The organism is Streptomyces sp. NPDC031365 (assembly GCF_055569765.1).
In genome coordinates, this window is sequence record NZ_JBVIIM010000055.1 from 1 (window position 1) to 19,000 (window position 19,000).

General features: G+C 74.5%; 3 protein-coding genes. All 3 read right to left on the minus strand.

Features of this window, described 5'->3' with window-relative positions; translation table 11 throughout:
• Window positions 1–1,323 (minus strand): type I polyketide synthase (locus ACZ5C2_RS37840; protein ID WP_468801415.1); only part of this gene is annotated, 1,323 nt, incomplete at its 3' end.
• 1 nt (window position 1,324) lies between these two features.
• Complete coding sequence (locus tag ACZ5C2_RS37845) at window positions 1,325–11,272, minus strand: type I polyketide synthase (RefSeq protein WP_468801416.1); 9,948 nt, start codon at window positions 11,270–11,272, stop codon at window positions 1,325–1,327.
• A gap of 61 nt (window positions 11,273–11,333) precedes the next feature.
• Window positions 11,334–18,983: an SDR family NAD(P)-dependent oxidoreductase gene (locus tag ACZ5C2_RS37850; protein WP_468801418.1), complete on the minus strand. Its 7,650-nt coding sequence runs from the start codon at window positions 18,981–18,983 to the stop codon at window positions 11,334–11,336.
• Between the last annotated feature and the right edge of the window lie 17 nt (window positions 18,984–19,000).

The following is a 19,000-nucleotide window of genomic DNA, read 5'->3' on the forward strand; positions in this document are numbered from 1 at the left end:
CCGACGCGGCTGCTCCCCGCGCGGCCACTCCCGCGCCTCGGACAGCAACTCCACCGCACCCGCCGACCAGTCCACATGCGACGACGGCCGGTCCAAATGCAGCGACTTCGGCATGACGCCGTGCCGCAGCGCCAGCACCATCTTCATCACACCCGCGACACCCGCCGCGCCCTGCGTGTGCCCGAGGTTCGACTTCACCGAACCCAGCCACAACGGCCGGTCCTCCGGGCGGTCCTGCCCGTACGTCGTCAGCAGGGCCTGCGCCTCGATCGGGTCACCCAGCGTGGTGCCCGTGCCGTGCGCCTCCACCACGTCCACCTCGGACGCGGAGACACCCGCATTGGCCAGCGCCTGCCGGATCACCCGCTGCTGGGCGAGGCCGCTCGGCGCGGTCAGGCCGTTGGACGCACCGTCCTGGTTGACCGCGGTGCCCCGGATGACGGCCAGCACCCGGTGTCCGTTGCGCCGCGCGTCCGACAGCCGCTCGACCAGGAGGAGGCCGACGCCCTCGCTCCACGCTGTGCCGTCGGCGTCGTCCGAGAACGGCTTGCAGCGGCCGTCGGGGGCCAGCCCGCGCTGGCGGCTGAACTCGCGGAAGGTGGAAGGGCTGGCCATGAGCTGGGCGCCGCCGGCCAGGGCCAGGGAGCATTCACCGGAGCGCAGGGACTGCACCGCCATGTGCAGGGCGACCAGGGAGGAGGAGCAGGCCGTGTCGACGGTCACGGCGGGGCCCTCGAGGCCGAGGGCGTAGGCGATGCGGCCGGAGGCGACGCTGCTGGCGCACCCGGTGGCGAGGTAACCCTCGGTGTCGATGCCGCAGTGGTCGACGTAGGGGCCGTAGTCCTGGCCGGTGGCGCCGGCGAAGACGCCGGTCGCGGTCGAGTGCAGGGATGCCGGGGAGATGCGGGCGTTCTCGAAGGTTTCCCAGGCGACTTCGAGGAGGAGGCGCTGCTGGGGGTCCATGGCGAGCGCCTCGCGGGGCGAGATGCCGAAGAAGTCCGCGTCGAACCGGTCGGCGTCGTGCAGGAAGCCGCCCTGGCTGACGTAGGTGGTACCGCGCCGGTCGGGGTCGTCGTCGACGAGGGTGTCCAGTTCCCAGCCCGGCCGGTCGGGGAAGGTGGTGATGGCATCCTCGCCGTCGGCGAGCAGCTCCCACAGCTGTTCGGGGGTGTTGGCCCCGCCGGGCAGGCGGCAGCCCATGCCGATGACGGCGATGGGTTCGCGGGTGGCGTGTTCGAGGCGCTGGTTGTGCTGCTTGAGCCGTTCGTTGTCGCGCAGTGCCGCACGCAGGGCGTCGACGATCTTGTCGTTGGGTGCGGTCATGTCAGTTCTCCACCTCGTGGTGGTCGGTGCCGAGGGCCAACTCGACGAGGTCGGCCACGTTCATGTCGTCGATGCGGTCCACCGCGCCGGTCGCGGTGTCCGGCTCGGACGCGGTCTCCTGGCCGGGTGTGGTGGCCAGTTCCAGCAGGGCGTCCAACAGTCCGGTCTCGCGCAGCCGGTTGATCGGGATGGTGCGCAGGGTCGCCCAGGTGGCGGCCTCCTCCGGGCTCTGGGCGGGGTGTCCGCCGTCGGCGCCGAAGAGCCGGCCGGTCAGATGGCGGGCGAGGTCGGGGAAGGTGGGATGGTCGAAGACCAGGGTGGTGGGCAGCTTCAGGCCGGTGAGTGCGGACAGGCGGTTGCGCAGTGTCACGACGGTCAGGGAGTCGAAGCCCAGGTCGCGGAAGGAGCGGTCGGACCGGAGGTCTGCCGCCGAGTCGTGGCCGAGGGCGGCGGCTGCCTCGCGGCGCACGCGCTCGAGCATCAGCCGCTGTCGTTCGCCCTCATCCAGCGTGGACAGTTCACGGACCAGGGCGGTTGCCTCGTCGGTGTCGGCCGGGCCGGTTTCCTCGACCGCCTGGCGGGCCTCGGGAACACCGAGGATCAGGGGGCGGGCGCGGGTGGCGGTGTAGGCGGGGGCGAAGGACTGCCAGTCGATGTCGGCGACCACGAGGTTGTGGTCGCGTCGGCCCACGGCGACGGCCAGCGCGGCGACGGCGAGGCCGGGGTCCATCTGGCGGTTGCCCAGGCGGTGCAGATGGGCGGCGGTGTCGGTGTCGACCATGCCGCCTCCCGCCCAGGCACCCCAGGCGATCGAGAGGAACGGACGGCCGGCGGCGCGCCGGTGGGCGGCGAAGGCGTCGAGGTGGGCGTTGGCCGCCGCGTAGCCGATGCGTCGGGCGTCGCCCCAGGTGCCGGCACCGGAGGAGAACGTGACGAAGGCGTCCAGTTCGAGGTCCTCGGTGAGGTCGGCGAGGTGGCGGGTGCCGGTGAGTTTGGGGGCGAGTACGGCGGCGAGTTCGGCGGTGGTGAGATCCCCGACGGGGAGTTCGCGTCCGCTGGTGCCGGCCGCGTGGAGCACCGCGCGGATCGGCGGGCCGCCGGATCCGATCTTGGCGAAGAGGTCACCGAGGGCGTCCCGGTCGGCGAGGTCGCAGGCCGCCATGACGACATCGGCGCCCAGGTCGACGAGTTCGTCGAGGAGCTCGGGCATTCCCTCGGCGGCGTCGCCGCGGCGGCTGACGAGGACGATCCGGTCGGCACCGGAGCGTGCGGCCCAGCGGGCCAGGTGACCGCCGAGTGCGCCGGTGCCGCCGGTGATGACGACGGTGTCCCGTGGCTGCCACGGTGTTGTGGGGCCTTCGGCGGGCGCGCGGACCAGCCTGCGGGCCAGTGGGCCGACCGGCCGGATGGCGAGCTGTTCCTCGCCGGTCCCGCCGGCGAGGAGGCCGCACAGGTGGCGGGCGCTGTCGGCGTCGAGTTCGCCGGGCAGGTCGACGAGGCCGCCCCAGAGGCGTGGCAGGTCGAGTCCCAGCACCACGCCCGCACCCCACAGCGTTGCCTGGGCAGGGTTGCGCGGGGGGTCCTCGGGGCCGGTGCCGACGGCGCCGGCGGTGGCGATCCAGAGCGGCGCGCCGAGGTCCAGGGCGGTGAGGGCGCGGACCACGGTCAGGCAGGTGGTGAGCCCGGCGGGTGCGTCGGGGTGGTCCGGGTGGGGCGTGTCGTCGAGGCCCGTGAGGCAGAGGACGCCCGTGAGGTGCCGGCCGGCGAGGCGGTCGGTGATGTGCCGGGCCAGCCGCACGTCATCGGTGTGACCGGGGTCCACCAGGAGTTCGAGTACGTCGGCTCCGGCGTCCGTCAGCGCACGGGTGACGGCGTCGGCGAGGGGGTGGTGCCTCTCGGGCCGAGCCACCAGCCAGGTTCCCGTGAGGGGGCCGTGCCCGGTGTCCGGCACCGGTTCCCACCGGGTGCGGTAGCGCCAGTGGTCGATCGTGGCGCCGACCCGGCGCTGTGTGTGCCAGCGGGACAGCGCGGGGAGTACGGGCTCGAGTGCGCGGCGTTCGACGCCGATGTGTCCGGCGACGGCGTCGAGGTCCTCGTGGACCACCGCGCGCCAGAACTCGGCCTCCACCGGGTCGGTGTCGCGGGGTCCGGTCCCGGCGGCGGGCCGGTCGGGCCAGAAGCGGCGGCGCTGGAAGCCGTAGGAGGGCAGGTCGATGCGGCGGGCGCCGGTGTCCTCGAAGAGGCGGGCCCAGTCGACGCTCACGCCCGCCGTGTGGGCCTCTCCGAGGGACTGCAGGAACCGGGGCAGTCCGCCGTCGTGGCGGCGCAGGGAGCCGAGGGAGGTCACCTCGTCGCGGTCCGGGAGGGTCTCCTCGACGGCGACCGTGAGGACCGGGTGGGCGCTGACCTCGATCATCGGGCCGAAGCCCTGCTCGGCGAGGGCCCGCACGGAGTCGGCGAAGCGCACGGGGCGGCGCAGGTTCCGGAACCAGTAGCCGGCGTCGAACACCGGGCCGTCGGTCCAGTCGGCGGTCACCGTGGAGAAGAACGGCACCTCGGGTTCGGAGGGCGTGAGGAGGTCGAGGACGTTCAGGAGTTCCGTTTCGACGGCGTCGGCGTGCGGGGAGTGGGAGGCGTAGTTGATCGGCACGGTCCGGGTGCGGATGTCGCGTTGCCCGCATACGGCGGCGAAGTCGCGCAGGGCGTCCGCGTCACCGGAGACGATGACGGCCCGAGGGCTGTTGACGGCGCCGATGTGGAGCCGGCCCTCGTAGGGGAGCAGCATCTCGGTGACGTGTTCGGTCGGGGCGGCCACCGAGAGGAGCCCGCCGAGTCCGGCGAGCGCGGTGACCACACGGCCGCGCAGGCAGACGACGCGGGCGGCGTCGTGCAGGCTGAGCGCTCCGGCGAAGCAGGCGGCGGCGATCTCGCCCTGCGAGTGTCCGACGACGGCGGCGGGTTCGACACCGTAGGAGCGCCACAGTTCGGCGAGGGACAGGGTGACCGCGAAGGTCGCGGGCTGCACCACGTCGTCGCCTTCGAGGCCGGGAGCGCCGGGTGTGCCACGCAGGACGTCGGTGAGGCGCCAGTCCACGAATGCGGCGAGTGCGGCCTCGCAGCGGGCGATGCTCCGGGCGAACCTCGGTGAGGCGTCGATGAGTTCGGCGGCCATGCCGGCCCACTGGGAGCCCTGTCCGGGGAAGACGAACACCGGCCGGCCGGCGGGCCGTGCCACGCCCTCGACGACGCCCGGTCCGGGGTCGCCGGCGGCCAGCGAGCGCAGGCCCTGGAGGAGTTCGTCCCGGTCGGTCCCGACGACCACCGCCCGGTGTTCGAAGGGCGACCGGGTGGTGGCGAGGGTGAGGCCGACATCCACGGGCCGCGGGTCCGTCACGGCCGGCAGGAGCCGGTCGGCCTGGGCGCGCAGCGCCGACACGGTGGGTGCGGACAGGGTCCAGGCGACGGCCGCGGGCGGCTCCGCGGAGCCGTCGGGGGCGTCGGGAACGTCGGGGCCGGGTGCCTGTTCCAGGATCACGTGGGCGTTGGTGCCGCTGATGCCGAAGGAGGACACGGCGGCGCGGCGCGGCCGGCCGGTGCGCGGCCAGTGCTGGCGGTCCGTCAGCAGTCGTACGGCGCCGGAGTCCCAGTCGGCGCGGGAGGACGGTTCGTCGAGGTGGAGGATCTTCGGAAGGACGCCGTGGCGCATGGCCATGACGGTCTTGATGATGCCGGCGACGCCGGCCGCGGCCTGGGTGTGTCCGATGTTCGACTTGAGGGCGCCGACCAGCAGGGGCGCGTCGGCGGGGCGTTGCCGGCCGTAGGTGGCGAGCAGTGCCTGGGCTTCGATGGGGTCGCCGAGGGGCGTTCCGGTGCCGTGTGCCTCGACGGCGTCCACGTCGGCGGCATCGAGGCCGGAGGCCGCGAGGGCCTGGCGGATCACACGCTGCTGGGAGGGGCCGTTGGGCGCGGTGAGACCGTTGGAGGCGCCGTCCTGGTTGACGGCGGAGCCCCGGACGAGGCCGAGCACGGTGTGCCCGTTGCGGCGGGCGTCGGAGAGCCGTTCGAGGAGGATCAGGCCGAGGCCCTCGCCCCAGCCGGTGCCGTCGGCGTCGTCGGAGAACGGCTTGCAGCGGCCGTCGGCGGCCAGGCCGCGCTGGCGGCTGAACTCGACGAACACGGTGGGGGTCGACATCACGGTCACGCCGCCCGCCAGGGCGAGCGAGCACTCGCCGGAGCGCAGGGCGCCGACCGCCATGTGCAGGGAGACGAGGGAGGAGGAGCACGCGGTGTCGACGGTGACGGCGGGGCCCTCAAGGCCGTAGGTGTAGGCGATCCGGCCGGAGGCGACGCTGCCGGCGGTGCCGGTGCCGAGGTGGCCCTCCAGGTCGTGGTCGCGGCCGTGCAGCAAAGCCGGGTAGTCGGTGTACATCAGGCCGACGAAGACGCCGGTGTCGCTGCCGCGCAGGGAGCGCGGTGCGATGCCGGCCCGTTCGAAGAGTTCCCAGGACGATTCGAGCAGCAGGCGCTGCTGGGGGTCCATGGCGAGGGCTTCGCGGGGTGAGACGCCGAACGGGGCCGGGTCGAACCGGTCGGCGCCGGTGAGGAAGCCGCCCTCGCGGGCGTAGCTGGTGCCGCTGTGGGCGGGGTCGGGGTGGTAGAGCGCCGTGAGGTCCCAGCCCCGGTCGTCGGGCATGGGCACGATGGCGTCGTCGCCGCGAAGGACCAGGTCCCACAGGTCTTCGGGGGTCTCCACTCCGCCGGGCAGCCGGCAGGCCATGGAGACGATCGCGATCGGCTCGTCGGGGGCGGCGGTCGGGGCGGGTGCGGTCCTGCCGCCGGGCGCCGTGGTGGCGGTGGTGGTGAGTGTCTCCAGGTGCTCGGCCAGCGCGGCCGGGGTCGGCTGGTCGAAGATGATCGAGGCGGGCAGCCGCAGGCCGGTCTGTTCGCTGAGTGTGTTGCGCAGTTCGACCGCCATCAGCGAGTCGAAGCCGAGCTCCGAGAAGGCCTTGTCGGGGTCGACGGCGCTCATCGAGGAGTGCCGCAGGACGGCGGCGACCCGGGTGCGGACCAGGTCGATCATGCGGGTCGGCCGGCCGGCCGTGCGGGTGTGGGGCCGCTGCCGGCGGACCAGGCCGCGCAGCAGGGCGTGCAGGGCGTCCTTGCCGTCCTGGCCGCGCAGGACGGCGAAGTCGAAGGCGGTGGGCACCAGGGTGACCTCGGGGCGGCGCAGGGCGGTGTCGAAGAGCGCGAGGCCCTCCGGTCCGCTGAGGCTGAGGACGCCGATGCTCGCGGCGCGCCGCAGGTCGACGTCGCTCAGGTTGCTGACCATGCCGTCCTGCCCCTCCCACAGGCCCCAGGCCAGTGACTGCCCGGGCAGTCCGGCGTGGCGGCGGTGTTCGGCGAGGGCGTCGAGGCAGGCGTTGGCGGCGGCGTAGTTGCCCTGGCCGGGGCCGCCGAAGGTGCCGGCGGCGGAGGAGAAGAGGACGAACGCCGAGAGGTCCAGGTCGCGGGTCAGCTCGTGCAGGTGGAACGCGCCGGCCGCCTTGGGGGCGAGGACGGTGTCGATCCGTTCGGGGGTCAGCGACTGGATGATGGCGTCGTCGAGGACGCCGGCGAGGTGGATGACCGCGGTCAGCGGGTGTGCGGCGGGAACGGTGGCGAGCAGTGCCGCGAGGGCGTCCCGGTCGGCCACGTCGCAGGCCTCGATCCGGACGTCGGCGTCCAGGGCGGCCAGTTCGGCGGCGTCCGCGGAGTGCGGCCCGGACCTGCTGGTGAGCAGCAGGTGCCGGATGCCGTGCTCCTCGACGAGGTGCCGGCACAGGGCGCGGCCCAGCCGGCCGGTGGCTCCGGTGACCAGGACGGTGCCGTCCGGGTCGAGGGTGGACGGCGGCTCCTCGTCCAGGGCGGGGAGGCGGGCGAGGCGGGGCGCGTACCAGCGGCCGTGGCGCAGCAGGAGGCTGGGTTCGTCGTGCGGGATGTCCTGGGTGGGGATCTCCCGGCTCTCCGGTGTGTCGCCGGTGACGTCGACGAGGACGAACCGGGAGGGGTTCTCCGACTGTGCCGAGCGGACCAGTGCCTGGACGGCTGCGGCGACCGGGTCGACGTCCTCGGTCCCGCCGGGGAGCCGGGCGGCGCCGCGGGTGCGCAGCACGAGCGGGGTGCCGTCGTCGTCGGCGGGCGCGGCGAGCTGTCGCTGGAGGACGGCGAGCGTGCGGTGCAGGGCCTCGCGCACCGCCTCGTACGGGTCGTCGGGCAGGGGGTCGCCGCCGGGGAGGTCGACCACCTGCGGTGTGCGGCCCGGCAGTTCGTCGGAGAGGCGGGGTCCGGTGGGGGGGACCTCCAGCCATTCGACGCGGAACATGGCGTCGCGGTGGCGGGACCGGTCGGGCTGCCGGTCGCCCGGCAGGGGGCGTATCAGCAGTTCACCGACGGACACGACCGGTGTGCCGGTGGTGTCGGTCGCGGTCAGGGTGAGCGAGTGCCGCGCGGTCCGGGCGAGGGTGACCCGCAGTGAGGTGGCGCCCGGGGTGTGCACGCCGACACCGGTCCAGGTGAAGGGGATCGCCCCCGTGGAGGTGTCGGTGTCGAGGGCGGCCGCGTGCAGGGCCGCGTCGAGCAGGGCGGGGTGCAGTTCGAACCGTTCGGCCTCGACGTGCTGGGACTCGGGCAGTTCGATCTCGGCGTGGATGTCGTCGCCGAGCCGCCAGGCGGCCTTGAGGCCGCGCAGCGCCGGCCCGTACTCGAGACCGGCGTCGGCCAGCCCGTCGTAGAGGTCCTGGGTGTCCAGGGGGGTCGCCCCGGCCGGGGGCCAGGTGGTGTGGGCCGGTTCGGCGGGCTCGGTGCGGGCGGCCAGGGTGCCGGTGAAGTGGCGCGTCCAGGGCCGGCCCGCGTGGTCGGTGTCCTGCCCGGAGTCGGCGCGGGAGTACCCGGTGACCGGCCGGCTCCCGGCGGCGTCGGCGGCTCCGATGACGACCTGGAGGGCGACGCGGCCGGCCGGGTCCAGGACCAGGGGTTCGGCCAGCACCAGCTCCTCGACGCGGGGGCAGCCGATCTGGGTGCCGGCGCGCACGGCGAGCTCGAGGAAGGCCGTGCCGGGCACCAGGACGCGGCCGGCGACGCGGTGGTCGGCGATCCAGGGGTGGGTGGTGAGGGAGAGGTCGCCGCCGAACACGAATCCGTCGGCGTCGGCGCGTTCCATCCGGACGCCGAGGATGGAGTGACCGGCCGTCATGTCGTGGCGGGAGACGGTCGCGTCCAGCCAGAAGCGGCGCTGCTGGAAGGCGAAGGTGGGCAGGTCGACGCGCCGGGCGCCGGTGCCGTCGTAGAAGGCGGTCCAGTCGACGGGGACGCCGCACGCCCACAGGTGGGCGAGGGTTTCCGTCAGGGCCTCGGGTTCGGGCCGGTCGCGGGTGAGCAGGGGCCGCACGAGGCAGGTGGCGGGTACGTCCTCGGCGACGGCGGCGCTGAGCGGGCCGTCGGGGCCCAGTTCGACGAACCGGGTCGTGCCGAGGTCGCGCAGCCGTTCGACGCCGTCGGCGAAGCGGACCGCCTCGCGGACGTGGCGCACCCAGTGGCCGGCGGTGAACTCGTCCACGGGCCGGCCGGTCAGGTTGGACACGACGGGGATGCGCGGCCGGTGGTGCTCGACGGTCTCCGCGACGGCACGGAACTCCTCGAGCATGCCGTCCATGTGGTGGGAGTGGAAGGCGTGACTGACGGTGAGGCGGCGGGTGCTGGTGCCGCGGTCGGCGAACACGGCGCCGACGCGCAGTACCTCGTCCTCGTCGCCGGAGAGCACCACGGAGCCGGACGCGTTGACGGCGCCGATCCCGACCCGCTCGCCGAGCAGGGGGGTGACCTCGGCCTCGGTGGCGCGGACGGCCAGCATGGCCCCGCCACCGGGGAGGGCCTGCATGAGGCGGGCGCGCGCGGCGACCAGTCGGCAGGCGTCCGGGAGGGTCAGGACCCCGGCCGCGTGGGCGGCGGCCAGTTCGCCGATGGAGTGGCCGATCAGGTGGTCGGGGCGCACCCCCCACGACGTGAGGAGGCGGAAGAGCGCCACTTCGAGGGCGAAGAGGGCGGGCTGCGTGTACTCGGTGCGGTCCAGCAGGCCGTCGGTCCGCTCGAACATGACCGAGGTCAGGGGACGGTCGAGTACGTCGTCGAAGTGGGCGGCGATCTCGTCCAGCGCCCGCGCGAACACCGGATAGGTGTCGTACAACTCCTTGCCCATGCCCGCACGTTGGGCGCCCTGGCCGCTGAACATGAAGGCGACGGGGCCGCCGAGGGGGCGCCCGGTCACGGTGCCGGGCGCGCCGTCCGCGCCGTCGGCGATCGCGGTGAGGGCGGCGGTCAGTTCCGCGGGGCCGGTGCCCAGGGCCACCGCCCGGCGCTCCAGGGGGGCGCGCGTCGTGGCCAGGGAGTATCCGACGTCCCGCGGCTGGTGTCCGGCGACGCCGTCGCGCAGTCGCCGGGCCTGTGCGGCGAGCCCGTCACCGGTCTTCGCCGACACCACCCAGGGCACGACGGGCAGGGTCCGGGCCGGCTCGTCTCCGGGGGCGGGCTCTTCCGGGGCCTGTTCGACGATCAGGTGCGCGTTGGTGCCGCTCACCCCGAATGCCGAGACGCCTGCCCGGCGCGGGTGGTCGTCCGCGGTCCAGGGCCGGGCCTCGGTGAGCAGACGCACACCGCCCGAGGACCAGTCCACGTGCCGGGAGGGCTCCGTCACGTGCAGGGTCCTGGGGAGGGTGGCGTGCCGGATGGCCTGCACCATCTTGATCACGCCGGCCGCGCCGGCGGCGGCCTGGGTGTGTCCGAGGTTCGACTTGAGCGAGCCGAGCCACAGCGGCCGGTCGGCGGGCCGGTCCCGGCCGTACGTAGCGAGCAGCGCCTGGGCCTCGATCGGGTCTCCGAGCCGGGTCCCGGTGCCGTGCGCCTCCACGGCGTCCACGTCGGCCGGGGTCAGGCCCGCGTTCGCCAGGGCCTGCCGGATGACTCGCTGCTGGGAGGGGCCGTTGGGCGCGGTGAGCCCGCTGCTGGCGCCGTCCTGGTTGATGGCGCTGCCGCGGATCACCGCCAGCACCGGGTGGCCGTTGCGGCGGGCGTCGGACAGGCGCTCCAGGGCCAGCAGCCCGACGCCCTCGGACCAGCCGGTGCCGTCGGCGTCGTCGGCGAAGGACTTGCAGCGCCCGTCGGGGGCCAGGCCCCGGTGCCGGCTGAACTGCACGAAGGTGACCGGTGTGGACATCACGGTGACGCCGCCGGCGAGGGCGAGTGTGCACTCGCCGGCCCGCAGTGCCTGGCAGGCCAGGTGCATGGCCACCAGCGAGGAGGAGCACGCGGTGTCGAGGGTCACCGCGGGCCCTTCCAGACCGAGGGTGTAGGCGATGCGGCCGGAGGCGATGCTCGGCGAGCTGCCGTTGCCGATGTAGCCCTCCAGGCCACGCGGGGCCTGCCGTACGCGGGCGCCGTAGTCGTTGTACATCACGCCGACGTACACACCCGTGCTGCTGCCGCGCAGCGACGCGGGACTGATCCCGCCGCGCTCCAGGGCCTCCCACGACGCCTCCAGCAGCAGCCGCTGCTGCGGGTCGGTGGCCAGCGCCTCCCGAGGGCTCAGTCCGAACAGCTCGGCGTCGAACTCGGCGGCGTCGTGCAGGAAACCGCCCTGGGTGGAGTAGCAGGTGCCGGGCTGGTCGGGGTCGGGGTCGTACAGCGACTCGAGGTCCCAGCCGCGGTCGGTGGGGAAGTCCGACACGGCGTCGGTGCCGTCGGCCAGCAACTGCCACAGGTGGTCCGGCGAGGCGACCGAACCGGGCAGCCGGCAGCTCATCCCGACGATGGCGATGGGCTCCGTGCTCCTCGCCTCGTGGTCGGTGAGCTGTTGCCGGGTCCGGTGCAGGTCGGCCGTCGCCTTCCGCAGGTACTCGCGCAGCCGTTCCTCGTTCATCGGTGTCCCCCAAGTCCGGGGCGCCCTGGCCCCACGCACGACCTGCTTGTCTCTTCGCCGCTCATGTGTCCAGCCCGTCGAGGAACCGGAAGAGTTCGTCGTCGGACGCCGTGTCGATGTGATCGACCACCGAGTCCGGCGCGGTGGGCGGGGCCGCGGCAGGCCCGGCCACCTTGGCCAGCAGTTCCCTCAGCCGGCTCTCGACGCGGCCGCGCAGTACGTCGTCGGCGGTCGTGTCGGGCAGGTTGGCTCCCAGCTTCTCCAGTGCGAGGAGGAGCGGGGCGAGGACGCGTTCCCCGTCCGAGGGGAAGACCTCGTCGAGGTGGGCGGCGAGCGCGGCCGGTGTCGGGTAGTCGAAGAGCAAGGTCGCGGGCAGTGTGAGTCCGGTCGCCCTGCTGAGCCGGTTGCGCAGTTCCACGGCGCTGAGGGAGTCGAAGCCCATTTCCAGGAATCCCCGCTGCACGTCGACCAGTTCGGGGCCCGGGTAGGCGAGCACCACGGCCGCCTCCCCGCGCACCAGGTCCAGCAGGGCGCGTTCGCGCTCGGGGCCGCTCATCCCGGTGATGCGGTCGGCGGGATCGGCGGGGTGCCGGATGTCGCGGGTGTCGTGTCCCTCCCGTCCGCTCCGGATGTCCTGCGCGTCCCGCGCCCCTCGGGTCACGGCCGGCCGGCCGCCGCGCACCAGTCCGCGCAGCAGCGGAGGTACGGCGTCGGGGTCGGCGTCGCGGAACGCGGCGAGTGACAGGCGTACCGGCACCAGGACCGTCTCGTCGAGGGCGCACGCGGCGTCGAACAGGCCCAGCCCCTCGTCCGAGGGCAGGGAGGCGATGCCCGCCCGGGCGAACCGGGCGTGGTCGGCGGCCCCGAGTTTGCCGGTCATGGCACTGGCTTCGGACCACGGACCCCAGCACAGGGAGAGCGCGGGCAGCCCCTGGGACCGGCGGTGCCGGGCGAGCGCGTCGAGGAAGGAGTTGCCCGCCGCGTAGCTGCCCTGCCCGCCGCCGCCCAGTGTCGAGGCGACCGAGGAGAACAGGACGAACGCGCTCAGGTCCAGCGACGCGGTGAGCTCGTGCAGATTCAGTGCCGCGTCGGCCTTCGGCGCGAGCACGCCGTCGATCCGCTCCGGTGTCAGGGAGGTGACCACCCCGTCGTCGACGACGCCCGCGGCGTGCACGACGGCGGTGAGCGGGTGTGCGGCGGGGATGCCGTCGAGCAGGTCGGCGAGCCCGGCCCGGTCCGCCGCGTCGCAGGCCGCGACGGTGACATCGGCGCCCAGCGCGGCGAGTTCGTCGCGCAGCGCGGCCGCTCCGGGCGCCGCGGGTCCGCTGCGGCTGATCAGCAGCAGCCGCCGTACGCCGTGCTCGGTGACGAGATGACGGGCGACGAGCCGGCCGAGGGTGCCGGTCGCTCCGGTGATCAGGGTCGTCCCGGCGGGGTTCCACACGGGGACCGTGGAGCCGGTGTCCCGGGTGTCGGCCGGCACCCGGGTGAGCCGGGCGACGCGCAGGCCGCCGGCCCGCACGACGGACTGCGGTTCGTCGCCGGCGACGGCGGCGGCCAGCGCGTGGGCGGTCGCCGTGGCGTCGGCGGCGGAACCGGTGCCCACGACGGCGGGATCGGCGTCCAGCAGTGCGAAACGGCCCGGGTGTTCGGCGATCGCCGCGCGGACCAGGCCGTGGACCGTGGCGCCGGGCAGGTCGGTCAGCTCCCCGTCGGAGTCGGCGGCCACCGCGCCCCGGGTCACGAGGACCAGCCGGGATCCGGCGAAGGGCTCGCAGGCGAGCCACGTCTGCAGCGTGTCCAGCGCCCAGTGGGCCGCCGACCGCGCGGCTGCGGCGGGGTCGCCCGGGAACGCCGGTACGGCGACGACGGCCCGGTCGGGCACGGCCGCACCCGCCGAGACGGTGTCGGCCAGATCCCGCAACGACGGATGGGTCTCGACCGGTCCGGTGGCGGTGAGAGCGGCCATCAGCTCGGACGGAGCGTCGGATCCGACGATCGTCCAGGTCCGGCGGTTGGGCAGCGGCACGGCCGGGACGGGTGTCCACGCGGTGCGCAGCAGCAGGCCGGAGCGGGGGCCGCCGGTCGCCGCGGTGGTGATCGGACGGAACGCCAGCGACTCGGCGGAGACGACCGGCGTGCCGGCCGGGTCCCAGGCCCGCAGGGACACGGTGTCGTGCCCGATGTCGGTGAGCCGCACCCGCAGCAGGTCGGCGCCCGCACGGTGCAGGGCGACGTCGCGCCAGGAGAACGGCATCACACCGCGGCCCTCCGCGCCGACCGCGCCCAGGGCGACCGCCTGCAGCGCGGCGTCGAGGAGCGCCGGGTGGAGACCGAAGCCGGTGGTGTCGGTGCCGTCGGCGAGGGCCACCTCGGCGAAGACCTCCGCTCCGCGTCGCCAGGCCGCACGCAGCCCTTGGAACACCGGGCCGTAGTCGCTGCCGTTCTCGGCCAGCCTCGGGTAGAAGCCGTCGAGGTCGACGGGCTCCGCGTCCGCGGGCGGCCAGGAGACGGGGGCGGGTTCACCGGGCACTGCACCGATTCCGATTCCGGCTCCGGTTCCGGCTCCGGCTCCGGTTCCGGTTCCGGGGAGCAGGGTGCCGCTCGCGTGCCGCTGCCACACCGTGTCGTGCGTGCCGTCGCCGTCCGGACGGTGGTCCGCGTCGTCCGCCGTGCCGTCCGGCCGCGAGTGCACACTCAGGCTCCGCACCCCGGACTCGTCCGGCGCGCCCACCCGTATCTGCACCTGGACCGTCTGCCGCTCGGGCAGCACCAGGGGTTCGTGAAGGGTCAGTTCACCGACGCCGTCGCAGCCGACCCGGTCACCCGCGCGAACGGCGAGCTCGAGGAACGCCGTGCCGGGCAGAACCACCCGGCCCGCGATGGCGTGGTCGGCGAGCCAGGGGTGCCGGCGGCGTGAGAGCCGGGCCGTGAACAGGACGTCGTCGCTGTCGGCGAGGCGTACGGCGGCGCCGAGCAGGGGATGCCCCGCGTCGTCGAGCCCGGCCTGCCGCACGTCCCCCTCGGGCTGCGGGGCGGCCAGCCAGTACCGCTGCCGCTGGAAGGGATAGGTGGGCAGGTCGGCCCGTGCGCCGTCCGGCAGGAACGCGCTCCAGTCGCACGGGGCGCCGTGCACGTACGCCTGGGTGAGCGCACCGAGGACGGACTCGGCCTCGTCCCGGCCGCGCCGCAGGACGGATACGACCACACCGGGCTCGTCCTGCGCGCGGCTGTCCGCGGCCATCGCGGTCAGTACGGCGTCGGGCCCCAGCTCCAGGAACCGGGTGACCCCGGCCCGGGCGAGGGAGCGGAGACCGTCGGCGAACCGGACGGTGCCGCGCAGTTGCGCCACCCAGTAGTCGGGGGAGCACAGTTGCTCGGCGGTCGCCGTCTCGCCGGTCAGGCCGGACACCACGGGGATCACCGGCGCGGACATCGGGGTGCCCCGGACGATCTCGGCGAAGCGCTCCAGCATCGGGTCCATGTGCGGGGAGTGGAAGGCGTGACTGACCGTCAGGCGCCGGGTCCGGTGGCCGAGTCCGGCGAAGTGCGCGGCGACCCGCTCGACTTCGTCGGTGTCACCGGACACCACCGTGGCCCCGGGGCCGTTGACGGCGGCTACGCCGATCCGGTCCTCCCGCCCGTTCAGCAGTGGCAGTACCTCCGCCTCGGCGACGGCCAGCGCGGCCATCGCGCCCCCGGCGGGCAGCTCGCCCATCAGCCGGCCGCGCGCCGCGACCAGGCGGCACGCGTCCGGCAGGGTGAACACGCCCGCCAGGTGTGCGGCGGTCAGCTCTCCGACGGAGTGCCCGATCAGCTGGTCGGGCACCACGCCCCAGGACGTGAAGAGCCGGTACAGCGCGACCTCGACCGCGAACAGCGCCGGCTGGGTGTACTGCGTACGGTCGAGCAGTCCGGCGTCCGGGCCGTTCTCCTCGGCGAACACGACGTCCCGCAGCGGCCTGGGCAGTTCGAGGTCCAGATGGGCGCAGACCTCGTCGAACGCGTCGGCGTACACGGGGAACCGCCGGTAGAGCTCCCGGCCCATGCCGAGGCGCTGGGCCCCCTGGCCGGAGAACATGAAGGCGGTACGGCCGTGGCTCGTGACGCCGGTGGCCGACGGGGCCGTGGTGCGTCCCTCCAGCCAGTCGGTGAGCTGCTCGCGCAGCTGGTCGCGGTCACCGCCCCAGCAGACCAGGCGGTTCTCGAAGCGGGAGCGGGCGTCAAGCGCGCGGGCCACGGCAGCGGCGTCGTCGGTCCGGGTGTCGAGCGCCTCCAGCAGGTTCTCCACCTGGGTGCGCAGAGCGGCGGCGCTGCGCGCGGACAGCGTCCATGGCAGGGGTCCGGTACCGGTTTCGGTCCGGGGTGCCTCGGCGGTCCGCTCCGCGGGCGCCTGCTCGACGATGACGTGGACGTTGGTGCCGCTCATTCCGAAGGAGGAGACCGCGGCCCGGCGGGGCCCGTCCCCGTCCGGCCAGGCACGCTCGTCGGTGAGCAGGCGCACCGCGCCCGACGACCAGTCGACGTGCGGGCTGGGCTCGTCGACGTGCAGGGTGCGCGGCATGGTGCCGTGCCCCACGCTCAGGACGGCCTTGATGACCCCGGCCACGCCCGAGGCCGCCTGGGTGTGACCGATGTTCGACTTCACCGAACCCAGCCACAGCGGCCGGCCCTCAGGACGGTTCTGCCCGTACGTCGCCAGGAGCGCGTCGGCTTCGATGGGGTCGCCGAGCGCGGTGCCGGTGCCGTGGGCCTCCATGAGGTCGACGTCGGCGGGGGTCAGCCCGGCGTTGGCGAGGGCCTGCCTGATCACCCGCTGCTGGGCGGGGCCGCTGGGAGCCGTCAGGCCGTTCGACGCGCCGTCCTGGTTGACCGCGCTGCCCCGCAGCACGGCGAGCACCCGGTGCCCGGCGTGCCGCGCCTGCGACTGCCGCTCGAGCAGGACCATGCCGACGCCCTCGGCCCAGCCGGCTCCGTCGGCCGCGGCGGAGAACGCCTTGCACCGGCCGTCGGTGGAGAGGGCCCCTTGCCTGCTGAACTCGACGAAGGTGTCCTGGGTGGACATCACGGTCACACCGCCGGCCAACGCCATGACGGATTCCCCGGACCGCACGGACTGCGCGGCCATGTGCAGGGCCACCAGCGAGGACGAGCACGCGGTGTCCACGGTGACGGCGGGCCCTTCGAGACCGAAGGTGTACGCGATCCGGCCCGAGGTCACGCTGGAGGCGCTGCCCGTGGCCAGTTGCCCCTCGAACTCGTCGGCGGACCGGCCGCGCCGGTGCCCGTAGTCGTTGTAGTTGGAGCCGATGAACACGCCGACCGGGCTGCCCTTGACGGTCGACGGGTCGATCCCTGCCCGTTCGAACGCCTCCCACGAGGTTTCCAGAAGCAGCCGGTGCTGCGGGTCGATGGCCGGCGCCACCCGGGGCGAGATGCCGAAGAACACCGGGTCGAAGAGGCCTGCGTCGTGCAGGAAGCCGCCGCCTCGGGTGTAGTAGGTGCCCGGGTGGTCGGGGTCCGGGTGGTAGCCGCCCTCCAGGTCCCAGCCGCGGTCGGTGGGGAACTCCGTCACGGCGTCGCCGCCCGCGGAGAGCAGGTCCCAGAGCGCCTCCGGAGTGTCGATGCCGCCGGGCAGCCGGCAGCTCATGCCGACGATCACCACCGGGTCGTCGTCGGCGCCGCCGTCTGCCGTGGTCGTCCGCCGGAGCTCGGCGGTCGTCGAGGCCGTGCCGGGCTCCTCCCCGAAGAGCTGGGCGGCCAGGTGCCGCGCCAGCGGGCCGGCGGCCGCGTGGTCGAAGACCACGGTGACCGGCAGGCGCAGCCCCGTGGCCGCGCCGAGCCGGTTGCGCAGCTCGACGGCGGTCAGCGAGTCGAAGCCGAGGTCACGCAGGGCCCGGTCGGCATCGACCTCCTCGGGTCCGGGCAGTCCGAGCACGGCCGCCGCCTGAGCACGAACCAGGTCGAAGAGCTCCTGTTCCCGCTCGGCCGGCGAGCGCCCCGCGAGCCGTGCGAGGAGTCCCTCGTCGGCCTCCGTGTCCATGGACGCGGACGGCGACGCGGGGCGGGCCTCCGGCAGCGCGTCGAGGATCCGCCCGGCGCGGCCGGCCGTGCAGGCCGGGCCGAACACCGCCCAGTCGATGTCGGCGATCATCAGGAAGGACAGATCGTGGTCGAGTGCCTGGCCCAACGCACGCAGTGCCGTCCCGGTGGCCATCGGGCGGATGCCGCTGCGGCTCAGCCGCTCACCCATCTCCCCCGTGGCGCGTCCCACGCCGCCCCAGGCGCCCCACGCCAGCGATGTGGCGGGCAGACCCGCCGCGCGCCGCTCGTGGGCCAGCGCGTCCAGGTGGGCGTTGGCCGCGGCGTAGCTGCCCTGTCCCGCACCACCGAGTGTGCCGGCCATCGAGGACAGCAGCACGAAGGCTTCGAGGCCGGCGTCCTTGGTGAGTTCGTGCAGATGACGTGCCGCGTCCACCTTGGGCCGCAGTACGGTCGCGGCCCGCTCGGGGGTCAGGTCGTCGAGCAGGCAGTCGTCGAGGACGGCCGCCGCGTGCACGACCGCGGTCAGCGGGTGCTCCGGGTCGATGCCGTCGAGGAGCCGCGCCAGCGCCTCACGATCGGCCACGTCGCACGCCGCGACGGTCACCCGTGCGCCCAGCGCCGCCAGCCGCTCCGTCAGCTCGGCGGCACCCGGCGTCCGTTCACCGCGCCTGCTGGTGAGCAGCAGGTGCGGGGCGCCGTTCTCCGCCAGCCACGCGGCGATCTCCGCGCCGACTCCTCCGGTGCCGCCGGTGACGAGCACGGTTCCGGTGGGCCGCCACGTCCGGGCGGGAGTGCGGTCGACCAGCGGCCTGCGGGTCACACGGGGCACGTACAGCCCGGCCGGCCGTACGGCCACCTGGTCCTCGCCGTCCGGGGAGGTGAGGGCCCCGGCCAGGCGTTCACCGGCGCGGTCGTCCGCTTCGGACTGCAGATCGACCAGGCCGCCGAATCGCTGCGGGTACTCCAGGGCGGCGATCCGCCCCATCCCCCACACCTGGGCCTGGTCGGCGTCGACGGTCCGGTCGGCGGACCCCACCCGGACCGCGTTCCGAGTGGCGATCCACAGGGGCGCGGTGACATCGGCGTCGCCGAGCGCCTGGACGACCCGTACCTGCTGGTCGAGACCGGCCCGCTCGCCGAACGCGAGCAGGGACAGTACGCCGTCGACTCCGTCGCCCGCCGCACGCAGCCGCGCGGCGAGTTCGGCGCGGTCGGGCACGTCGGCGTCCGCCACCCGCACCTCGGCCCCGAGCGACTCGAGCGCCCGGCCGACGACGTTGGGCCACACGTGCTCGCCGGACGGGACGAGCAGCAGCCACCGGGTGCCGTCGGCGCGCGGTGCGGTGCCGTGCGTGAAGGGCTGCCAGGCGACGTCGTACATCCAGGAGTCCGCCTCCGCGTCCTGGTGCCGACGTCGGCGCCAGTCGGAGAGCGCGGGCAGCAGCGGATCGAGTACGGCCTCGTCCGTGCCCAGCGTCTCGGCCAGCGCACCCGCGTCGGCCCGCTCCACAGCCGCCCAGAACTCGGCGTCCATCAGGCCCTGTTCGCCGAGCGGCTCGGGGGACTCGTCCTTCAGCCAGTAGTTCTGGCGCTGGAAGGGGTAGGTGGGCAGGTCGACGGTCGCGGGACGGGCACCCTCGAAGACGGCCGTCCAGTCCACGTCCACGCCACGAACCCACAACT